This is a genomic window from Stenotrophomonas maltophilia complex sp. Om-AH-Sm3 (assembly GCF_059337855.1).
In genome coordinates this window covers 86,396-100,529 of sequence record NZ_JBYBLQ010000010.1, presented here as the reverse complement: position 1 = coordinate 100,529, position 14,134 = coordinate 86,396, and the positions used below count along the sequence as shown (strand labels likewise).

Sequence of the window (14,134 nt, the reverse complement as noted above, 5' to 3'; positions counted from 1 at the left end):
CCATGGTGGTGGGTGCCAACCTTGGTTGGCACTTCACTGCCATCCACGCATGGCGTGGATCTACCGGAATGCCGGCCAGCGGCCGGCACTACCGGTGGCGGGTCATTCGGCGTAGATCATCTTCCGGGTCATGCCGCCGTCGACGATGAAATCCTGGCCGGTGCTGAAACCGGACAGTGATGACAGCAGGTATACGGCCAACGCACCGATGTCCTCCGGCTGGCCGACGCGGCCGACCGGGTGTTGCGCATGGTCGGTGGCCGAATACTCCGGTGCGTGTCGCCGTGAGGGTGCCTGCCACTCGCAGGTGCCGATCCATCCGGGACTGATGCTGTTCACCCGCACCGCCGGGCCGCTGCTGATCGCCAGCGCATGGGTGAAGGCCACCAGCCCGCCCTTGGCTGCGGCATAGGCTTCGCTGTGTGCTTCGGATTGCCAGGCGCGGGTCGAGGCGATGTTGATGATCGCACCGGCGGCGCTGGCGGTCAGCGCCGGCAACGCATGCTTGCTGCACAGGAACGCGCCGTGCAGCGAAGACAGCCGGCGCTGCCACTCGTCCCAGTCCATGTCCTGCAGCAGCGTGCCGTGCGGGCTGGCAATCCCCGCGTTGTTGACCAGCCCGTCGATGCGGCCGAAACGCTGCAGGGCCACGGCGATGAAGGCGCGCACGCTGGCTTCGTCGGTGATATCCAGGCGCTGGAACACGGTATCCTCACCACGCTGCCATTCCGCCAGGCACGCCTCGCCGGCCTCCATGTCGAGGTCGCCGATCAGCACGCGGCCACCGGCGCCGAGCACGGCCTGCGCGATGCCACGGCCGATGCCGTTGGCACCGCCGGTGACCAGCACCACCTTGCCCGACAGCGGCGCGGCCGGCCAAGCGGCAATCGGCGGTACCGTGCTCACGACAGGTCTTCGCCACGCAGGCGGCGATGCCAGCCGTCCACGCCGATGCGGTCCAGGGTCTGGATGTTGCGCTCGACGATCACGTCCGGATCCGGATAGACGTCCACCGCGCGCGCCACGCTGTCTTCGCGCAGCAGGTGCAGGGTGGGGAAGGGCGCGCGATTGGTGTAGTTGCTGGCGTCGTCTGCGGCCACGCCGTCGAACTGGTAGTCGGGGTGGAAGCTGGCCACCTGCAGGATGCCCTGCAGGTCCAGCGCCTCGATCGCCGCGTCGGCGTTGTCGAGGAAGTCGTTGTAGTCGAGGAAATCGGTCAGCACCTGCGGATGCACGATCAGCGTGGTATCGATCTGCTCGGCCGGCGTATCGCGCAGCAGGACCAGTTCCTCGGCCAGCTGCTCAACCAGGGCTTCCGTCGTGGTCGCATCGCTGAGCACGATGCGGACCTGGTCCTTCACGTAGACCGCCTTGGCGAACGGGCACAGGTTCAGGCCGATGACGATGCGTTCCAGCCACAGGCGGGTGGCGGCGATCGGGTCCTCGGTGGGCAGTTGGGCGTCGGTCATGGCGGGCACGTCGGCTGGCGGGGCGGACATTGTAGGCGCGTCGCTTGCAACGCGCCGTCGTACCGCAGGTGCCGGCGCCGGGCCATGCCCGGCGGCCAGATCAATCGCGGAAATTGTTGAACTGCAGCGGCAGCTCGAACTTGCCGGCCTTGAGCACGGCGATGGCGTCCTGCAGGTCATCACGCTTCTTGCCCTGCACGCGCAGCTTGTCGCCATTGATCTGGCTTTCAACCTTCAGCTTGGCCTCCTTCAGCGCAGCGGCGATCTTCTTGGCGATCTTCTGCTCGATGCCCTGCTTGACGGTGATCTTCTGCCGGGCCTGGGCCAGGTTGGTCTCGATGTCGCCGAATTCGAGGCTGAGCACATCGATGCCGCGCGCGGCCAGGCGTGCACGCAGGATGTCGTTCATCTGCTTGAGCTGGAATTCGGTCGGCGCGAACTGGTTGATCACATCGCCATCGCGTTCGAACTTGGCATCCACGCCCTTGAAATCGAAGCGGGTGGCCAGTTCGCGGTTGGCCTGGTCGATGGCGTTGGTCAGTTCGTGGGTGTCGACTTCGGACACGACGTCGAAGGAAGGCATGGGCGATGCTCCGCAGGATTCAGTGGCAGCCATTCTATCGCGAGGGCCCCATGCCCGCCCTTTGTAGAGTCGAGCCATGCTCGACTGCTCTTCACAAGGCAGTCGAGCATGGCTCGACTCTACAATCCCGTGCGGTCGGCGATAATGGGCCATGAACGTGCAACGCTCCCCCTCGCGCGCAGTGGCCTGGATGGTCGCTGCGGTCGCCTGCTTCTCGCTGATGGATGCTGGCATGAAGCAGCTGTCGGCCAGCTACCCCACCTTGGAAGTAACCTTCCTGCGCGGCGCGGCCTCGTTGCCGTTCGTGCTGGTCTGGGTGCTGGCCAGCGCCGGGCCGCGTTCGCTGGTGCCGCGCCGCTGGGGGCTGCACCTGCTGCGTGGTGCGCTGGGCATGGCGATGATCGGCTGCTTCGTGTTCGCCCTGCGCGACCTGCCGCTGTCCACTGCCTACACCATCTATTTCGTTGCCCCGCTGCTGATCGCCGCATTGTCGGTGCCGCTGCTGGGCGAGCGGGTCGGGCCACGGCGCTGGGTCGCCATCGGGATTGGCCTGGTCGGTGTGCTGGTGGTGCTGCGGCCGGGCGTCGATGGCTTCATCTCGGTGCCGGGGCTGATGGTGCTGGCCGCGGCCACTGCCTATGCCGTAGCCGCGATCACGGTCAGCCTGTTGACCCGCACAGATACTTCGCAGTCGATGGTGGTCTGGTTCCTGGTGATCATGGCCATCGGTGCCGGCCTGCTGGCCCTTCCCGGCTGGGTGCCGCTGCAGCTGGCACATGCGCCGCTGATCGGTGGCATGGGCCTGGCCGGGGCGCTGGGCCAGATCGCCCTGACCAGGGCCTTCCAGCTGGGCGAGGCCTCGATGATCGCGCCGTTGGAGTACAGCGGGCTGGTCTGGGTGATCGGTTGGGACCTGGCCTTCTGGGGCCAGCTGCCCGATGGCTATACCTGGGTGGGCGCGGCGATCATCGTGGCTTCGGGGCTTTACCTGCTGCACCGCGAGCGGGTCAACCGGCAGGAACCACCGAAGCCGCTGGATCATCCCTGAACCGGTTTGGCCGGGAAGCGGGGTCAGAGCCCCTGCGGGGATCCGACCCCGGAACCCGCGCCGGAGCAGGTACGTTAGAACCAAAAGGAATAATATTCTGGCCCATGGCGCGGGCGCGCGACCGCCTGCGCTGGTAGGCTGCACGCCCCCTTCCGTCACCCAGCCGGTGAGCCACGCCCGTGATCGAGTTCCAGCGCCTGCACAAATCCTATGCCGTTGCCGGCCGCGAGATCAGCGCGCTGCAACCGTTGGACCTGACCATCGAGGCCGGTGAGGTTTTCGGCATCATCGGCCATTCCGGCGCCGGCAAGTCGACCCTGATCCGCATGATCAACCGCCTGGAAGAACCCAGCGGTGGCCGGCTGCTGATCGGTGGTGAGGATGTCACCGCGCTGGACGCGGACGGCCTGCGCGCGCTGCGCCGGCGCATCGGCATGATCTTCCAGCACTTCAACCTGCTGTCGTCGCGCACGGTGGCGGGCAATGTCGCCTTCCCGCTGGAACTGGCCGGCACGCCGAAGACGGAAATCGACGCGCGCGTGGCCGAGCTGCTGCAGACCGTGGGCCTGGAAGCGCATGCGCAGAAGTACCCGGCACAGCTGTCCGGCGGACAGAAGCAGCGCGTGGGCATTGCGCGTGCGCTGGCGACCCGTCCGCAGATCCTGCTGTGCGACGAGGCGACCAGTGCGCTTGACCCGCAGACCACCGCGTCTGTGCTGTCGCTGCTGTCGAAGATCAACCGCGAGCTCGGCCTGACCATTGTGCTGATCACCCACGAGATGGACGTGATCCGCCGTGTCTGCGACCGCGTTGCGGTGCTCGATGCCGGCCAGATGGTCGAAACCGGTCCGGTCACCCGGGTGTTCCTGCACCCGCAGCATCCGACCACCCGCCGTTTCGTCAGTGAGTCGGAGCATGTGGACGAGGGGGCGCTGCACCGTGATTTCGATGCCGTTGGCGGCCGTATCGTGCGCCTGACCTTCCTCGGTGGCGACACCTACGAACCCCTGCTCGGCAGTGTCGCGCGGCAGACCGGGGTCGACTACAACATCCTGTCCGGCCGCATCGACCGGATCAAGGACACCCCGTATGGCCAGCTGGTGGTCGCCCTGGTGGGCGGCGACCAGTCCGCCGCGCAGGCCGCGTTCGTGGCCGCCGGCGTGCACGTTGAGGAACTTCGTCGATGATCGTCGCTACTGCTGAAGGCTTCTTCCGCCACCTGGATGCGGATAAGTGGGTGGATATCGGCAAGGCCACCATCGAGACGCTGCTGATGATGGCCGGCTCGCTGCCGCTGACCCTGGCCATCGGCCTGCCGATGGGCGTGCTGCTGTACGTGTTCGGTGCGCCGCAGATGAAGCGCCGGCCGTTTGCCTATGGCGTACTGGCGATCGTGGTGAACCTGCTGCGTTCGGTGCCCTTCATCATCCTGATGGTGGTGCTGATTCCGGTCTCGCTGTGGCTGATGGGCCAGTCGATCGGCGTGCTTGGCACGCTGCCGGCGCTGGTGATCGGTGCCGCGCCGTTCTATGCGCGCCTGGTCGAGACCGCGCTGCGCGAAGTGGACCGCGGCGTGGTCGAGGCCGCGCAGTCGATGGGCGCGACGACCTGGCAGCTGGTCACCCGGGTGTTGCTGCCCGAAGCGCGGCCGGGCCTGATTGCCGCCGCCACGGTCACCACCGTTGCCCTGGTCGGCTTCACCGCCATGGGCGGCGCGATCGGTTCCGGCGGCCTGGGCGACCTGGCGCTGCGCGAAGGCTACCAGCGCAACCGCACCGACGTGGCCCTGGTCACCGTGGTGGTGCTGCTGGTCCTGGTGCAGCTGCTGCAGATGCTCGGCGACCGCCTGGTCGCGCATTACAGCCGCAAGTAACCGCTACGCCTGCTGGTAGCCGGCCAGCGGCCGGCTCTACCCCATTGCCTGGAAACGGTAGTGCCGGCCGCTGGCCGGCAATTCCACGTGCGGTCAACGCGCGTTCGGTACTTCGTAGCCCAGCTTGCCGACCTGTTCCGGATGCTGCGGCACGCGCTTGAGCTTGTCGGTGTTCACGCCGTACTCGTCGCGCAGGCGCTCGGCCAGCTCCTTGTACAGCGCTTTGTCCATGTCCGGCGTGCGCGAGAAGATCCAGGCCATCTCGCGGCCCGGGTAGCCGATCAGTGCCCACGAATAATCCGGGGCGACGTCCAGCACCCGGGAGTGGGTCGGCACCACGCGGTAGAACCAGGTGCGCCAGCCGTGGTTGCCGCTGTCCGGGTCGACGCTGGCGCGTGCACGGATCTCCTGCAGGGGTTCGCCGAAGCCGTCGCGGTAGCGGTAGGTGATGCCGACCTTGTGCTCGTCGCGCAACTCGTACTCGTTGACGCTGGCGACGTGCCCGCGTTCGATGAAGTTCGGCACGCGGCCGATCACGTACCAGGTGCCCATGAAGCGCTTGAGGTCGATCGGGGCATCCGGATCGGCGCGCGGGGCGCTGGCACGGGGCGATGGCGGCTCACCGACCGCCATGGCGGGGCCCGCCAGGGACAGGGCCAGCAACACGGCGCAGAGCGGGCGGATCGAAGTCATGCGGGAGCGGGCTCAGGAGGGCTTTGCCTGAGCATGGTCGACTGAGCGTGCGCGATCCGTCAATGGTGTCGCAATCTGTGAGAAGGGGCTTGCCCAAGCTGTGTTGCATTGTCTACCGGAGAAGGCCCATGAACACACGTTCCGTCCGTCACCCTGCAACTGAACGCATCATCGAACGCGCCGACCCGCGCCTGCTGCGTGGCGTGCGGCAACTGGCGCTGGCCGGACTGGCGCTGGTACTGGTCTGGCCAGCGGCACGTGGCAGCAGCGCGTGGTTGGGCTGGCTGCCGATGTGGCTGATCGGCATGCCGCTCGCGGCCTGGTGGGCGCTGTTGCGCTTCCCGCTGCCGCGCCTGTCGCGGCTGCCGAAGGTGCGGCGTACCGGTGGACAGGCGCGTCGCCGGCGCAGCCCGGCGGCCACGGCCTGACCTTCGACACGGGGGAGGCCGCGGCATTCCGTGCTAGCGTTCCACGGCTTATGACTGCCTGGAGCTGCAATGTCACGACTCGCTTCCGCCTGCCTGTTGGCCGGCATGATGACCGCTGCCTCGGTGGGGACCGCCGTGGCCGCTGAGGATACCGACCGCTACGCCTGGCTGGAGGACGTCACCGGCGACAAGCCGCTGTCCTGGGTCAAGGAACAGAATGCCAAGTCCGAGGCGCGCCTGGCGCAGACCCCGGCCTTCAAGCAGATGGAGACCCGCATCCGCGAGGTGCTCGACTCCGATGCCAAGATTCCGGGCGTGCAGAAGATCGGCGACTACTACTACAACTTCTGGAAGGACCAGCAGCACGAGCGCGGCCTGTGGCGGCGCACCACCCTGGCCGAGTACCGCAAGGCGTCGCCGCAGTGGGAGACCGTGCTCGACCTGGATGCACTGAACAAGGCCGAGGGTGAGAACTGGGTCTGGCACGGCGCCGATTGCCTGCGCCCGGACTACAGCCGTTGCCTGATCGCGCTGTCGCGCGGCGGCGCCGACGCCGACGTCACCCGCGAGTTCGACCTGGCCAACAAGACCTGGATCAAGGACGGCTTCTTCCGCCCGGAGTCGAAGGGGGGCCTCAACTGGGTCGATCGCGACACCGTGTTCGTCTACACCGATTTCGGTGCCGGCACGATGACCACGTCCGGCTATCCGCGCGTGGCCAAGCTGTGGAAGCGCGGCACGCCGATGGCCTCGGCCACGACGGTGTACGAAGGCAAGCCGGAAGACATGTACATCGCGGCGATGCACGATGACACCCCGGGCTTCGAGCGCAACCTGGTCAGCCGCACGCTGGCGTTCTACAACAACGAGCTCTACCTGCGTGGCGACGACGGCACGCTGACCAAGATCGACGCGCCGAACTCGGCCGAGAAGGGCCTGCACAAGCAGTGGCTGACCCTGGAACTGCGCGATCCGTGGACCGTGGGCGGCAAGACCTATGCGTCCGGTTCGCTGCTGGCGACGAAGCTGGACGACTTCCTGGCCGGCAAGCGCGACTTCGAGGTGCTGTTCACCCCGACCGCGACCACCTCGCTGGCCAGCGCCACCTGGACCAGGAGCCACCTGGTGCTGAACGTGCTGGACGACGTCAAGAACCGCCTGTCGGTGCTGACCCCGGGCGCCAACGGCTGGCAGACGAGCCGCTTCGTCGGCGCACCTGCCTTCGGCACGCTGGGCGTGGCTGCAGTGGACAGCAATGACAGCGACGCGGTGTGGCTGACCGCCACCGACTACCTGACCCCGACCACGCTGGCGCTGGCCGAGATCGGCCAGGCCCCGGAAACACTGAAGACCATGCCGGCCTTCTTCGACGCCAAGGGCAAGGTGATCGAGCAGCACTTCGCCACCAGCAAGGACGGCACCCGCGTGCCGTACTTCGTGGTGCACGACAGGGCGATGAAGCTCGATGGCTCCAATCCGACGCTGCTGTACGGCTACGGTGGCTTCGAGATCTCGCTGACCCCTAGCTATTCCGGTGGCATGGGCCGCGCCTGGCTGGAGAAGGGCGGTGTGTACGTGGTGGCCAACATCCGTGGTGGCGGCGAGTACGGCCCGCGCTGGCACCAGGCGGCGCTGAAGCAGAACCGCCACAAGGCCTACGAAGACATGGCCGCGGTGGCGCGGGACCTGGTCAAGCGCAAGATCACCAGCGCCAAGCACCTGGGCGTGCAGGGCGGCAGCAACGGTGGCCTGCTGACCGGCAACATGCTGACCCAGTACCCGGAGCTGTTCGGTGCGGTGGTGGTGCAGGTGCCGTTGCTGGACATGAAGCGCTACAGCCACCTGTTGGCGGGTGCCTCGTGGATGGCCGAGTACGGCAACCCGGATACCAGTGACTGGGAGTTCATCAAGACCTTCTCGCCGTACCACCTGTTCAACGCGAAGAAGAACTACCCGCCGGTGCTGTTCACCACCTCGACCCGCGACGACCGCGTGCACCCGGGCCATGCCCGCAAGATGGCGGCGAAGATGATCGACGCCGGCAAGGACGTGACCTACTACGAGAACATCGAAGGGGGTCACGGCGGCGCCGCCAACAACGCGCAGGCCGCGCACATGTCGGCACTGGCCTACAGCTTCCTGTGGGAGCGGTTGGGCGGCAAGTAAGCAGAACGGAAAACGCCGCCCCAGGGCGGCGTTTTTCCTTATCCGGTAGGGCCAACGGCCGGCACTACCGTCAACGTGGTCCCTGCCAACGCTTCAATCCGCGCGCAATCCGCGCCACCGCCTCCTGCAATCGCGGTACCTCCTGGGTATAGGCCAGGCGCACGTGCTGGTTGGCACGATGGAAGCCGAAATCCAGGCCCGGGGTGAACGCCACGTGCTCGGTTTCCAGGAAATGCGCGCAGAATGCCTGCGCGTCGTCGGTGAACGCGCTGACGTCGGCGTACAGGTAGAACGCGCCCTGTGGCTCGACTTCGATACGGAAGCCCAGCTCACGCAGTGCGGGCAGCAGGAAGTCGCGACGCTGGCGGAACGCGTCGCGGCGCTGTTCGAAGATCGCCATCGATTCCTCGCTGAAACAGGCGAGGGCGGCATGCTGGGCGATGCTCGAGGCGCTGATGTACAGGTTCTGCGCCAGCTTCTCCAGATCCGGTACTGCTGACGGCGGCGCCACCAGCCAGCCCAGCCGCCAGCCGGTCATGCCGAAATACTTGGAGAAGCTGTTCAGCACGAACGCGCTGTCATCCACCTGCAGCACGCTGGGCGCATCCAGGCCATAGGTCAGGCCGTGGTAGATCTCGTCCACCACCAGGTGACCACCGCGCGCGTGCAGGGTCTTCGACAGTGCCGCCAGCTCGGCGGCGGAAAGCACGGTGCCGGTCGGGTTGGCCGGCGAGGCGACCAGCGCGCCGACGCTGTCGGCATTCCAGTGCTGTTCCACCAGCGACGGGGTCAGCTGGTAGGTGGTCTCCGGCCCGACCGGTACCAGTTGCGCACCGCCTTCCACCAGGCGCAGGAAGTGGCGGTTGCACGGATAGCCGGGGTCGGCCAGCAGCCAGTGACGGCCGGGATCGACCAGCAGGCTGCTGGCCAGCAGCAGCGCACCGGACCCACCCGGGGTGACCAGGATGCGCTCAGGATCGATGTCCAGACCGTAGTGGCTGCGATAGAAACCGCTGATCGCCTGGCGCAGGGCCGGCAGGCCACGTGCGGCGGTGTAGCGGGTATGGCCGGCGGCCAGTGCGGCCTGGCCGGCCCGCACGACCGGTTCGGCCGTAGTGAAGTCCGGTTCGCCGATTTCCAGGTGGATCACATCGTGGCCGGCCTGTTCCAGCGCCTGCGCGCGGGCCAGCAGGGACATCACATGGAACGGGGCGATTTCATGGCTGCGCCGGCTGTAGCCCGGCGTGTGGGGCAGGGTACTCATGTGCCCATGGTACGCCGGCCGGCACGACCCATGACGATCCGCAGGGTTGCCGCATTGCGGGGATTGGGGTCAGATCGCTTTTCGGGAAAAGGGATCTGACCCCGCCGAAGACCATTGCATTGATGCGCCAGGAACCCTACTTCATGAAGTCCACCCTCTGCCTGTTGCTCGCCAGCCTGATGACCACGACTGCTACCGCCGCCACTCCGCCCGTTCCGCCGGACGCCGCCAGGCATCCGCACGTGGTCAAGGCGCCGTTCGGCGCGACCCGCAACGATGACTATTACTGGCTGCGCGACGACAAGCGCGAGAACAAGGACATGCTGGCCTACCTGCAGGCCGAGAATGCCTACGCCGACCAGCTGCTGGCACCGCTGAAGCCACTGGAAGACACCCTGTACAAGGAGATCGTCGGCCGCATCAAGCAGGACGATTCCAGCGTGCCGGCGCGCGAGCGTGGCTACTGGTACTACAGCCGTTTCGAGACCGGCCAGGACTACCCCATCCACGCACGCCGCAAGGGCAGCATGGAGGCCGCCGAGGAGATCCTGCTGGACGTCAATACGATGGCTGCCGGCAAGGGCTACTTCAGCGTCGGCTCGATGGAGGTCAGCCAGGACAACCAGTTGCTGGCCTGGGCCGATGATGATGTCGGCCGCCGCCAGTACACGATCCGCTTCAAGGATCTGACCACCGGCAAGGTGCTGCCCGATGTGATCACCGGCAGCTCCGGCGACCTGGTCTGGGCCGACGACAACCGTACCGTGCTGTATGTCGAGAACGATCCGGAAACGCTGCTCACCGTGCGCGTGAAGAAGCACGTGCTGGGCACTCCAGCCAGCGCCGACACCGTCGTCTACGAAGAGAAGGACGACAGCTTCTACATGGGCATCGGCCGCACCCGCGACGATCGCTTCATCACCATCGGCGTGCACAGCACCGTGTCCTCGGAAGAGCGCTACGCACCGGCCAGCGATCCGACCACCTTCACCGTGCTGGCCCCGCGCCAGCGTGACGTCGAGTACGACGCCGACCACTACGACGGCCGCTGGGTGATCCGCACCAACGACGGTGCGAAGAATTTCAAGCTGGTCACCGCACCGACCGATGCCACCTCGCGTGCGCAGTGGAAGGACTGGATTGCGCATGACGATGCGGTGTTCATCGAAGGCTTCGAGCTGTTCGACAGCTACACCGCCATCGCCGAACGTTCCGAGGGCCTGGAGCGCATCCGCCTCCTGTACAAGGACGGCCGCAGCGACTACGTGAAGGCCGACGAGCCGGCGTACTCGATGGGCCTGGGCGACAACACCGAGGCCGATACGCCGTGGCTGCGCTACGTCTACACCTCGATGACAACCCCGACCACCGTGTTCGAGCTGAACACCGCCACCGGTGAGCGTCGCCAGCTGAAGGTGCAGCCGGTGATCGGCTATGACGCCTCGAAGTACGAAACCGACCGTGTCTGGATCACCGCACGCGATGGGGTGAAGGTGCCGGTGTCACTGGTCTACCGCAAGGGCTACCAGAAGGACGGCAAGGGCGCGCTGTTCCAGTACGCCTACGGCAGCTACGGGATGTCGATGGACCCGTACTTCAACCAGACCGCGGTGAGCCTGCTCGACCGCGGCGTGGTGTATGCCATTGCCCATATCCGCGGTGGCCAGGAAATGGGCCGCGACTGGTACGAGAACGGCAAGCTGCTGCACAAGCAGAACACCTTCAACGACTTCATCGACGTCACCCGCGGCCTGGTCGCACAGGGCTGGGCGGCGAAGGATCGCGTCGCTGCGTCCGGCGGCAGCGCCGGTGGCCTGCTGATGGGCGCGGTGGCCAACCAGGCCCCGCAGGATTACCGGGTGATGGTGGCGCAGGTCCCGTTCGTCGACGTGGTCACCACCATGCTCGACCCGACCATTCCGCTGACCACCAACGAATACGATGAGTGGGGCAACCCGGAGCAGAAGCCGTACTACGACTACATGCTGTCCTACTCGCCCTACGACAACGTGAAGCAGCAGGCGTACCCGGCGCTGTTCGTGGGGACCGGCCTGTGGGATTCGCAGGTGCAGTACTGGGAGCCGGCGAAGTGGGTGGCCAAGCTGCGTGATCACAACACCGGCCCCTACCCGATCCTGTTCCGCACCAACATGGAAGCCGGCCACGGCGGCAAGTCGGGGCGCTTCCAGCGCTACCGCGAGCTGTCCGAGTCGTACGCGTTCGTGCTGCAGCAGCTGGGCATCGCCCAGCCGTAACGGCGAAGGGGTGCCGGGCGTTGCCGGGCACCCCGAACCGTTATCCTTGCGGCCATGAGCCTGCCCGAGCCCTCCGCATCCCGCGATACCGCCACGCCACCGCGCGTGGTGCGTTTCCGCTGGGCGTGGTGGCTGCTGGCCTACGTCAGCCTGGGCACCGGCATCGTCGGCATCTTCGTGCCGGGCCTTCCGACCACCGTATTCATCCTGATCTCGGCGTGGGCTGCATCACGTGGGTCCGAACGCCTGCACACCTGGCTGCTGCAGCACCCGCGCTTCGGCCCGGCCATCGCCAACTGGCAGGCACACGGGGCGGTCAGCCGCTATGGCAAGTGGATGGCCACGATCACCATGGCGGTGTGCGCCGCCATCATGCTGTGGTGCGTGCCGATCGCCTGGGTGAAGTGGTTCTCGATCGGCAGCATGACCGTGGTCGCAATCTGGCTGTGGACGCGGCCGTTGCCGCCACCGCCCGCAGATTGAGCGCCGGCGGTAGTGCCGGCCGCTGGCCGGCAACCCGATTCCCTGCACGAACTGCTCAGCCGCCAATGGCTATACTCGGGGCATGAAGATCCCCCATCGAAACGCCATCCTGATTCCGCTGGCAGCGGCCTCGCTGCTGCTCCTCGCCGCCTGCGGCAACAAGGGCCCGCTGGTACTGCCGCAGAAGCCGGTGCCGGTGGAGGAAACCGTCGAACCCGCTGCCGAGCCCGCCACCGAGGCGACCCCGGCGGAGGCCCAGGGCGCCGTTGCCCCCACCACGACCGTCGACCCGGCTGCAACGACCACTCAGCCGGCACCCGCGCCAGCGAAGAAGGCGGGCAGCGGGAATGAGTAAGGCCGGTTCCAAGGCCTTGCGCTTCAGCAAGATGCATGGCGCGGGCAATGACTTCGTAGTGATCGACCTGCGTGACGGTACTGCGCCGCCCACGCCTGAACTGGCCGCGCGCCTGGCCGACCGCCACACCGGCGTCGGCTGCGATCAGATCCTGACCATCGAGGCGCCACGTGCGGAAGGCTCGGTGGCCTCGTACCGCATCTGGAACGCCGACGGTTCCAATTCCGAGCAGTGCGGCAATGGCGCGCGCTGCATCGCGGCCTGGCTGGTGCGCGAGGGCAGCGCGCAGGGCGATGCATTCGTCATCGACAGCCCGCTGGCCAGCCATGAGGTGAAGGTGCTGGGCGAAGGGCAGTTTGCGGTGACGATGGGCGTGCCTGCCTTCGAGCCGGCCAACGTGCCGCTGATGGGCTTCGCCCACCCGCGCGAGGAATACCTGCTGCCGCTGCAGGGCGAGAGCGTCCGCTTTGCTGCGGTGTCGATGGGCAACCCGCATGCGGTGATCGAAGTGGGCTTGATCGATGCCGCTCCGGTTGAACGCGTGGGTTCGCTGCTGCAGCAGCACGCGTCGTTCCCGCGCTCGGTGAACGTGGGCTTCGCCCAGGTGATGAGCCCGACCCAGGCCCGCCTGCGCGTGTTCGAGCGCGGTGTCGGCGAGACCCTGGCCTGCGGCAGCGGCGCCTGCGCCGCCGCCGTGACCCTGATGCAGCGCGGCCGCCTGCAGCGCGATGCGCGCATCAGCCTGCCCGGAGGTGACCTGCGCATCCAGTGGCCGGGCGATGGCCAGCCGGTGGTGATGGCGGGCCCGACCGCATTCGTCTTCGAAGGGGAGTGGATGGCATGACCGAAACCGTCGACAAGCTCGGGGCCCATGAAGTCGCTGCCTGGTTGCGGCGACATCCGGGCTTCCTCAAGCAGTTTCCGGACCTGGCCCTGACCCTGGTGGTGCCGCGCGATGACGGCCCGACCGCATCGCTGGCCAGCTACCAGCTGGAAGTGCTGCGCGAGAAGAACCGCGAGCTGGCACGACGGTTGGCCGATCTGGGCGCCACCGCCCAGGTCAATGAACGCCTTGCGGTGCGCACGCACCAGCTGACCCTGGCACTGATGAAGCAGGACAACGCGGCCGATACCCTGCGCGCGATGGCCGCATCGCTGCAGGAAGACTTCGCCGGCGACCTGGTGCGGCTGGTGGTGCATGCGCGGGTGGCCGGGCTGGAACAGGCCGACTGGCTGCAGGTGATTGCTGCCGATGATCCGCAACTGGGCCCGTTCCGCGATTGCCTGAACGACGGCGAGCCGATCTGCGGCCGCCTGCAGCCGGAAAAGAATGCCGTCCTGTACGGCGTGCGCAGCGAGGAAGTGCAGACCACCGCGCTGCTGCCGTTGCCGGGCGTCGGCCTGATCGCAGTCGGCAGCCACGACCCGAACCGCTTCTACCCGGGCATGGGTACGCTGTTCCTGCGCATGATGGGCGACGCCCTGGCCACTGGCCTGAAGCGCTTCCACGACTAAGC

The 14,134-nt window shown here is 67.0% G+C and carries 15 protein-coding genes; 10 read left to right on the top strand and 5 right to left on the bottom strand.

Annotated elements, in window-relative coordinates; translation table 11 throughout:
- Positions 1-102 precede the first annotated feature (102 nt).
- The 3 genes from AC10QF_RS13645 to AC10QF_RS13635 form a co-directional block, all read right to left on the bottom strand.
- Positions 103-906, bottom strand: a complete 804-nt coding sequence (locus AC10QF_RS13645; protein WP_494542376.1) for an SDR family oxidoreductase — start codon at positions 904-906, stop codon at positions 103-105.
- Complete coding sequence (locus tag AC10QF_RS13640; RefSeq protein WP_061479870.1) at positions 903-1,469, bottom strand: DUF1415 domain-containing protein; 567 nt, start codon at positions 1,467-1,469, stop codon at positions 903-905. The genes AC10QF_RS13645 and AC10QF_RS13640 overlap by 4 nt, the downstream gene beginning before the upstream one ends.
- A gap of 100 nt (positions 1,470-1,569) precedes the next feature.
- The gene (locus AC10QF_RS13635) at positions 1,570-2,052 is read right to left on the bottom strand and encodes a YajQ family cyclic di-GMP-binding protein (RefSeq protein ID WP_005419468.1); all 483 of its coding nucleotides are present in this window, start codon (positions 2,050-2,052) and stop codon (positions 1,570-1,572) included.
- Positions 2,053-2,203: 151 nt separating this feature from the next.
- On the opposite strand from AC10QF_RS13635, the gene AC10QF_RS13630 reads away from it, so the two are divergent.
- The 3 genes from AC10QF_RS13630 to AC10QF_RS13620 all read left to right on the top strand — a co-directional run bounded on the left by AC10QF_RS13630 (position 2,204) and on the right by AC10QF_RS13620 (position 4,973).
- Positions 2,204-3,100: a DMT family transporter gene (locus AC10QF_RS13630; protein ID WP_019660712.1), complete on the top strand. Its 897-nt coding sequence runs from the start codon at positions 2,204-2,206 to the stop codon at positions 3,098-3,100.
- 179 nt (positions 3,101-3,279) lie between these two features.
- Complete coding sequence (locus AC10QF_RS13625; protein ID WP_033834529.1) at positions 3,280-4,287, top strand: methionine ABC transporter ATP-binding protein; 1,008 nt, start codon at positions 3,280-3,282, stop codon at positions 4,285-4,287.
- Entirely contained in the window at positions 4,284-4,973 is a 690-nt protein-coding gene (locus AC10QF_RS13620) for a methionine ABC transporter permease (RefSeq protein WP_005419463.1), read from the top strand. The genes AC10QF_RS13625 and AC10QF_RS13620 overlap by 4 nt, the downstream gene beginning before the upstream one ends.
- A gap of 93 nt (positions 4,974-5,066) precedes the next feature.
- Here the strand turns inward: AC10QF_RS13620 and AC10QF_RS13615 are convergent, their stop codons facing one another.
- Positions 5,067-5,666 carry a lipocalin family protein gene (locus AC10QF_RS13615; RefSeq protein ID WP_049438993.1) on the bottom strand — a complete coding sequence of 200 codons (600 nt, stop codon included), beginning with the start codon at positions 5,664-5,666 and terminating at the stop codon, positions 5,067-5,069.
- A 128-nt stretch (positions 5,667-5,794) separates the two neighbouring features.
- Here AC10QF_RS13615 and AC10QF_RS13610 point away from each other — a divergent pair, with 128 nt between their 5' ends.
- The gene (locus AC10QF_RS13610; RefSeq protein ID WP_111176522.1) at positions 5,795-6,094 is read left to right on the top strand and encodes a hypothetical protein; all 300 of its coding nucleotides are present in this window, start codon (positions 5,795-5,797) and stop codon (positions 6,092-6,094) included.
- Between the two features lie 69 nt (positions 6,095-6,163).
- Complete coding sequence (locus tag AC10QF_RS13605; RefSeq protein ID WP_005419457.1) at positions 6,164-8,260, top strand: prolyl oligopeptidase family serine peptidase; 2,097 nt, start codon at positions 6,164-6,166, stop codon at positions 8,258-8,260.
- A 70-nt stretch (positions 8,261-8,330) separates the two neighbouring features.
- Here the strand turns inward: AC10QF_RS13605 and AC10QF_RS13600 are convergent, their stop codons facing one another.
- Complete coding sequence (locus AC10QF_RS13600) at positions 8,331-9,524, bottom strand: pyridoxal phosphate-dependent aminotransferase (protein ID WP_005419455.1); 1,194 nt, start codon at positions 9,522-9,524, stop codon at positions 8,331-8,333.
- Positions 9,525-9,667: 143 nt separating this feature from the next.
- On the opposite strand from AC10QF_RS13600, the gene AC10QF_RS13595 reads away from it, so the two are divergent.
- From AC10QF_RS13595 to AC10QF_RS13575, 5 genes are all read left to right on the top strand, one after another.
- Positions 9,668-11,779, top strand: coding sequence for a S9 family peptidase (locus AC10QF_RS13595; RefSeq protein ID WP_053497587.1), 2,112 nt, complete (start codon positions 9,668-9,670; stop codon positions 11,777-11,779).
- Between the two features lie 54 nt (positions 11,780-11,833).
- Entirely contained in the window at positions 11,834-12,262 is a 429-nt protein-coding gene (locus AC10QF_RS13590) for a YbaN family protein (RefSeq protein ID WP_005419450.1), read from the top strand.
- Positions 12,263-12,344: 82 nt separating this feature from the next.
- Positions 12,345-12,617 carry an LPS translocon maturation chaperone LptM gene (gene lptM / locus AC10QF_RS13585; protein ID WP_065178023.1) on the top strand — a complete coding sequence of 91 codons (273 nt, stop codon included), beginning with the start codon at positions 12,345-12,347 and terminating at the stop codon, positions 12,615-12,617.
- Positions 12,610-13,461 (top strand): diaminopimelate epimerase, encoded by an 852-nt coding sequence (dapF, locus tag AC10QF_RS13580; RefSeq protein ID WP_111176526.1) that lies wholly within the window; start codon positions 12,610-12,612, stop codon positions 13,459-13,461. Before lptM ends, dapF begins: the two co-directional genes overlap by 8 nt.
- Positions 13,458-14,132, top strand: coding sequence for a DUF484 family protein (locus AC10QF_RS13575; protein ID WP_494542375.1), 675 nt, complete (start codon positions 13,458-13,460; stop codon positions 14,130-14,132). The genes dapF and AC10QF_RS13575 overlap by 4 nt, the downstream gene beginning before the upstream one ends.
- Positions 14,133-14,134 lie beyond the last annotated feature (2 nt).

Bases quoted from the DNA above. Each gene is read 5' to 3' on its own strand.
- AC10QF_RS13640 (WP_061479870.1), bottom strand. From the start codon at position 1,469: ATGACCGACGCCCAACTGCCCACCGAGGACCCGATCGCCGCCACCCGC.
- AC10QF_RS13635 (WP_005419468.1), bottom strand. From the start codon at position 2,052: ATGCCTTCCTTCGACGTCGTGTCCGAAGTCGACACCCACGAACTGACC.
- AC10QF_RS13630 (WP_019660712.1), top strand. From the start codon at position 2,204: ATGAACGTGCAACGCTCCCCCTCGCGCGCAGTGGCCTGGATGGTCGCT.
- AC10QF_RS13620 (WP_005419463.1), top strand. From the start codon at position 4,284: ATGATCGTCGCTACTGCTGAAGGCTTCTTCCGCCACCTGGATGCGGAT.
- AC10QF_RS13615 (WP_049438993.1), bottom strand. From the start codon at position 5,666: ATGACTTCGATCCGCCCGCTCTGCGCCGTGTTGCTGGCCCTGTCCCTG.
- AC10QF_RS13610 (WP_111176522.1), top strand. From the start codon at position 5,795: ATGAACACACGTTCCGTCCGTCACCCTGCAACTGAACGCATCATCGAA.
- AC10QF_RS13605 (WP_005419457.1), top strand. From the start codon at position 6,164: ATGTCACGACTCGCTTCCGCCTGCCTGTTGGCCGGCATGATGACCGCT.
- AC10QF_RS13600 (WP_005419455.1), bottom strand. From the start codon at position 9,524: ATGAGTACCCTGCCCCACACGCCGGGCTACAGCCGGCGCAGCCATGAA.
- AC10QF_RS13595 (WP_053497587.1), top strand. From the start codon at position 9,668: ATGAAGTCCACCCTCTGCCTGTTGCTCGCCAGCCTGATGACCACGACT.
- AC10QF_RS13590 (WP_005419450.1), top strand. From the start codon at position 11,834: ATGAGCCTGCCCGAGCCCTCCGCATCCCGCGATACCGCCACGCCACCG.
- lptM (WP_065178023.1), top strand. From the start codon at position 12,345: ATGAAGATCCCCCATCGAAACGCCATCCTGATTCCGCTGGCAGCGGCC.
- dapF (WP_111176526.1), top strand. From the start codon at position 12,610: ATGAGTAAGGCCGGTTCCAAGGCCTTGCGCTTCAGCAAGATGCATGGC.
- AC10QF_RS13575 (WP_494542375.1), top strand. From the start codon at position 13,458: ATGACCGAAACCGTCGACAAGCTCGGGGCCCATGAAGTCGCTGCCTGG.